5 protein-coding genes are annotated in these 5,745 nt (G+C 67.6%); all 5 read left to right on the forward strand.

Annotated elements, in window-relative coordinates; all coding sequences use genetic code 11:
- Positions 1–249 precede the first annotated feature (249 nt).
- Positions 250–729, forward strand: coding sequence for a ribose-5-phosphate isomerase (locus tag AC5RE1_RS07045; protein ID WP_006681423.1), 480 nt, complete (start codon positions 250–252; stop codon positions 727–729).
- A 144-nt stretch (positions 730–873) separates the two neighbouring features.
- The gene (locus AC5RE1_RS07050; protein WP_006681422.1) at positions 874–1,836 is read left to right on the forward strand and encodes a DUF7973 family transport facilitator; all 963 of its coding nucleotides are present in this window, start codon (positions 874–876) and stop codon (positions 1,834–1,836) included.
- Positions 1,837–1,867: 31 nt separating this feature from the next.
- On the forward strand, positions 1,868–2,737 hold the full coding sequence (locus AC5RE1_RS07055) for an HAD-IIA family hydrolase (protein ID WP_285068090.1): 870 nt from the start codon (positions 1,868–1,870) through the stop codon (positions 2,735–2,737).
- Positions 2,738–2,807: 70 nt separating this feature from the next.
- Positions 2,808–4,370 (forward strand): FGGY-family carbohydrate kinase, encoded by a 1,563-nt coding sequence (locus AC5RE1_RS07060; protein ID WP_493938498.1) that lies wholly within the window; start codon positions 2,808–2,810, stop codon positions 4,368–4,370.
- A gap of 21 nt (positions 4,371–4,391) precedes the next feature.
- Positions 4,392–5,745 (forward strand): sn-glycerol-1-phosphate dehydrogenase (locus AC5RE1_RS07065; RefSeq protein WP_493938499.1); only part of this gene is annotated, 1,354 nt, incomplete at its 3' end.

A 5,745-nucleotide genomic window follows, 5' to 3' on the forward strand; every position in this document is an offset into this window, starting at 1 on the left:
TCGTGTCCGGGCCCCGCCCTCGCGGATCGGGAGACCCGAGGGCCCCGGGGAGACGCCCCGGCGGATTTCCGCAACCGGGTTCGATGTGCACATTTGTGGGCGGCGCGCACTCGACAACGCATGAGCGGGAGGGGACCCCTCGCACCTGTGCGCATTCCCAGCGCGACCCCGTGCGCGGTGGCTAGGATGAACCTATCGCGAAGGAGCGGAGCCACCCGGGCGCCGCCTAGGATCGATGAGGAGGCCACCGTGGGTCTAAGAATCGTTCTCGCCGCCGATTCCGCTGGCGTCGAGTACAAGGATGTCCTGAAGAAAGATCTCGAAGCAGATCCGCGCGTCGACGAGGTCATTGACGCCGGCCTCAAGCCCGGAGAGGACGTCGACTACCCGCACGTCGCCGTCGCCGCCGCCCGCATGATCGCGGACGGGAAGGCCGATCGCGGTCTCTTCGTCTGCGGTACCGGCATGGGTGTCGCGATGGCCGCGAACAAGGTCCCCGGGATCCGCGCCTCGGTCGCGCACGACTCCTTCTCCGTTGAGCGCCTCATCCTCTCAAACAACGCGCAGGTCCTCACCTTCGGCGCCCGCGTCATCGGGCTCCAGCTGGCTCGGCGCCTCGCGAAGGAGTGGCTCGGCTACACCTTCGACGAGACCTCCGCCTCCGCCCCCAAGGTCGCTGCCCTCGAGGCCTACGACCGTGACCCCGACTTTCAGTTCGTCGGCTGCTGAAGCCCCCAGAACCTGGGACCGCTCGTTTGCGAGCACGAGCAGTCCCGGCGCCCTCCCCAGGGCGTCGCTCGCGACCACCCCATCTGACAGCAGGGCGAGGGCCTCGAGGACGAGGCCGACCCCCGAATCTTCAAGGATGAAGACATGACACCTGACGCAGCACTCGCCATCGGTTCGAACATGAACCTCTTCTGGCTCCTCATGGCCGCCGCCGGCGGCGTGTTCGGCACGATGATCGGCGCGAACTACGCCTTCTCGTTCACCGGCGTGACGATTCTCCTCGGCTTCGGCGTCGCCGCGGCCACCGGCTCCACCACAGTTCTCGATTACGTCTCCTTCGGCCCCGCCTTCGGCCCGCACATCGCCTTCGCGGGCGGCGTCGCCGCCGCGGCCTACGCCGCGAAGAAGGGCTACCTCAAGTCCGGCGGAAAGGACATCAACAGCCCGCTCGCCGGCCTCGGCAAGCCCGACGTGCTCCTCATCGGCGCTCTCTTCGGTGTCGGCGGCTACCTCTTCCAGAAGCTCGTCGCTCTCGTCCCGTGGTTCGGCACGCACACCGACTCGGTCGCCTTTACCGTGGTCTGCTCCGGCATCCTCGTCCGCGTAGTCTTCGGCAAGACCGGCGTCTTCCATTCGATCACGAAGCCCGAGGGCACGACCCGCTGGCTCGACTGGCAGGAGACCCCCGGCCAGCTCCTCACCGTCTCCGCCTTCGCGGGTCTCTTCGCCTCCGGCATCGCGACGATGCTCGTCGGCTACATCGCCCCGAACAGCGCGAACGGCGGCGTCATCATCGCGAACGCCCAGGCGATCCCCTTCGGGATCTCCGCGCTCTGCATCTTCTTCGTCGCCGGTGGCCTGAAGTTCCCGGTCACGCATCACATGACGATCTCGGCCGGCCTCGCCGCCGTCCTCTTCTTCAACGCGACCGGCTCCGGAATGCTCGCCGTCCTTGTCGGCACCTGCTTCGGCGTTCTCGCGGGCTTCGCCGGCGAGTACTTCGCCCGCTGGACCTACGCCCACGGCGACACGCACATCGATCCGCCCGCCGGCGTCATCTGGCTGATGAACACCCTCGCGGTCTCCGCCGCCGCCCTCGTCGCCTGAACGGCGACCCGAACCGACCGAAAGGAACGCCGTGTCCGCCACAGCCCTCACCGCCTGGCCCGAGCGCCTCTACGACGCGTACGTCTTCGACATGGACGGGACCATCTACCTCGGCGACCACCTCCTCCCCGGGGCGAAGCGCCTCATCGAGGAGCTGCGGCGGCGCGGCATCCCGGTCCGCTTCCTCTCGAACAACCCGACGAAGGATCCCGAGCAGTACGTCGAGAAGCTCGAACGGCTCGGACTGCCGACCCCGGTCGAGGAGATCGCCAACACGGTCGTCACGACGACCCGCTGGCTCCTCGAGAACAAGCCCGGCGCCGTCGTCTTCCCGATCGCCGAGGAGCCCCTCATCCGCGCCTTCCACGAGGCCGGCATCGAGATGAGCGACGATCCGGAGAAGATCGACGTCGTCGTCGCCTCCTACGACCGGACCTTCGACTACCGCAAGCTCCAGATTGCCTTCGACGCGATCTGGTTCCACAAGCGCGCGACCCTCATCGCGACCAACCCCGACCGCTTCTGCCCGTTCCCGGGTGGACGCGGAGAACCCGACTGTGCGTCGATCATTGCCGCCATCGAGGCGTGCACGAACACGAAGTGCGAGATGGTCGTCGGCAAGCCCGATCCCGTCATGGCCGAGGCCGCCCTCGGCAATACGGACGTCGACCCGACCCGATGCGTGATGGTCGGCGACCGCATCATGACCGACATCAAGATGGCCGTGAACACCGGCATGTTCTCGGCCATGCCCCTCACGGGGGAATCCACCCTCGAGGAGGCCCTCGCCCTCCCCGAGGCCGAGCGCCCCACCCACGTCCTCGACCGCGTCGACCGCCTCATCCCGAGGGCACTCTGGGACGAGATCGGCTGGACCGAGGAAAACGACCCCATCGTCTGAGCGCCCCGAGCGCCCCACTCCAACAGCACCCGAGCCGCAGTGCCGCGGCAGACAAGAAAGAGACCAAGAAATGGTTGCACCCGGATACGAAGGCCCGTTCGTCATGGGATTCGACTACGGTACGGAGTCGTGCCGAGCCGCGATCTTCAACCTCGCCGGACACCCGATCGCCTTCGCGGCGACCCCCTACAAGACCCACCACCCCCGCCCCGGCCAGGCCGAGCAGAGCCCCGCCGACTGGTGGAACGCCCTCGTCGCCTCGACCCGCAAGGTCCTCGACGAGACCGGCATCCCCGCTCGCCACATCGCCGGCATCTCCTACGACGCGACGACGATGACCGTCGTCGCCATGGATCGGAACGGCCGTGAGCTGCGCAACGCGATCATGTGGATGGACGTCCGCGCGACCGAGCAGTCCGCCCGCGCCGAAACGATCGATCACTGGGCGCGCCTCTACAACGGCGGCGGCACGATGCCCGCGACCGCCGAGTGGTACCCCTTCAAGGCCGCGTGGCTCAAGGAGAACGAGCCTGAGACCTACAAGAACGCCTACCGCCTCGTCGACGCGCCCGAGTGGCTCACCTACAAGCTCACCGGCGAGTGGACGCTCAACATCAACTCCGCGGCCCTGCGCATGTACTACAACCGCGATAAGGGCGGCTGGCCGGTCGAGTTCTACGAGCACATCGGCTGCGGCGACGTCTTCGAGAAGATCCCCGAGAAGATCTACGATCTCGGCCACCCGATCGGTGGCCTCTCGATCTCCGCCGCCCAGGAGCTCGGCCTCCTCCCCGGCACTCCGGTCGCCCAGGGCTGCGCCGACGCGTGGGCCGGCCAGATCGGCCTCGGTGTCGTCTCGCCCGGCAAGACCGCCGTCATCACCGGCTCCTCGCACGTCATCACGGGCCAGTCCGGCAACCCGCTCCACGGCGAGGGCTTCTTCGGCGGATACACCGACGGCGTCATCCCCGGCCAGTACACGTGCGAGGGAGGTCTCGTCTCCTCCGGATCCGTGCTCAAGTGGTTCAAGGACAACTTCTGCCGCGACCTCACGGGCGCGGCCGAGCGCCTCGGCATGAACCCCTACAAGATCCTCGACGAGCGAGTCGCCGACATCCCGGTCGGCTCCAATGGGCTCATCATCAACGAGTACTTCCAGGGCAACCGCACCCCTTACACCGACTCCAAGGCCCGCGGCATCATGTGGGGCCTCACCCTCGGCACGACGCCCGAGCAGGTCTACCACGCGATCGAGGAGGCCGTCTGCTACGGCACCGCGCACGTCCTCAAGGCCTTCAAGGACGCGGGCTTCGAGTCGACCGAGCTCGTCGCCTGCGGCGGTGCCACGAAGTCGCGCGACTGGATGCAGATGCACTCCGACGTCACGGGCCTGCCCATCACGCTCACCGAGGTCGGGGACGCCGTAGTCCTCGGTTCGTGCATGCTCGCCGCCGTCGGCTCGGGCCAGTACCAGTCGATCGAGGACGCGGCCCGCAACATGGTCCGCGAGACTGCGCGCATCGAGCCCCGCCCCGACGTTCACGAGGAGTACCAGTTCTACCTCGAGAAGTACATGGAGACCTACCCGCAGATGCAGGACCTCTCGCATCAGATGATCGATCACCTCGCGTGACCGGCAAGGAGTGAAGAAGAAGTGTCGCAAGAACTCATCGAACAGGCGCTGAAGACGGCCACCGAGACGAAGGACATCGTCTTCGGCACGGACGTCCTTGACAAGACGGGCGAGCTCTTCGCCCGCATGTTCCCCGGAGCGAGGGTCCTCGTCGTCGCCGACGGCAACACCTTCGCCGCAGCCGGCGAGCCGGTCGTCGCCTCCCTGAAGGCCGCGGGGATCGAATTCGCGGAGGAACCCTACGTCTTCCCCGGCACCCCGACCCTCTACGCGGGCTACGAGAACGTCGAGAAGCTCCGCGAGCACATCCGTCCCCTCGAGAACACGGTTGTCTGCTCGATCGCCTCGGGCACGCTCAACGACATCGCGAAGCTCGCCTCGGGCGAGCTCGGCCGCGAGTACATGAACGTCTGCACCGCGCCCTCGGTCGACGGTTACGCCGCCTTCGGCGCGTCGATCTCGAAAGACGGCTTCAAGATCACCCGTTCCTGCCCCGCGCCGACCGCTCTCGTCGCCGATCTGCGCGTCATCGCCGCGGCTCCCCATCGCCTCATCGCCACCGGCTACGGCGATCTCATCGAGAAGATCCCCGCGGGCGCCGACTGGATCCTCGCCGATGAGCTCGGCATCGAACCGATCGACGACTACGTGTGGTCCCTCGTCCAGGGCCCGCTCCGCGGTGCCCTCGCCGATCCCGAGCGCATCGGCGCGGGTGACGCCGAGGCCATCACCGGACTCGCGGAGGGCAACATCATGTCCGGCCTCGCGATGCAGGCCGCCCAGTCGTCGCGCCCGGCTTCGGGCGCCGGCCACCAGTTCTCCCACGTGTGGGAGATGGAGGGCCACGGCCTCGACTGGGAGCCGCCGCTCTCGCACGGCATGAAGGTCGGCGTCGGCACCGTCGCCTCCTGCGCGATCTGGGAGGAGGCCCTCAAGATCGACATGGACGCCCTCGACGTTGACGCGATCGTCGCGGCCGCGAAGACCGACAAGGAGATCGAGGCGAAGGTCCGCGGCCTCCTCATCCCGCGTATCGCCGACGAGGCCGTCAAGCACTCCATCGAGAAGAACCTCCAGGGCAACGAACTGCGCGCCCGCATCGCCGCCATCCGCGAGGCCTGGCCCCGCATCGTCGCGCGAGTGAAGGACCAGCTCATCACCGCGGATGAGGTCGTCGACCGACTGAAGAAGGTCGGCGCCCCGTACCACCCGGAGATGATCGGCATCGACATGGCGCGCTTCCGCGAGACGCACATCAAGGCCCAGACCATCCGCAATCGCTACACCGTGCTCGACCTGCTCACCGACCTCGGGATGCTCGACGAGGTCGTCGAGCGCCTCTTCTCCGAGGACGGCTACTGGGGCCGTCACGCCC

The sequence above is a fragment of the Actinotignum sp. usb-actsch-rep-73 genome (genome assembly GCF_059082735.1).

What these genes read in the sequence shown, in the direction of transcription:
- AC5RE1_RS07060 (WP_493938498.1), top strand. Translation starts at nt 2,808, where the DNA reads ATGGTTGCACCCGGATACGAAGGCCCGTTCGTCATGGGATTCGACTAC.
- AC5RE1_RS07050 (WP_006681422.1), top strand. Translation starts at nt 874, where the DNA reads ATGACACCTGACGCAGCACTCGCCATCGGTTCGAACATGAACCTCTTC.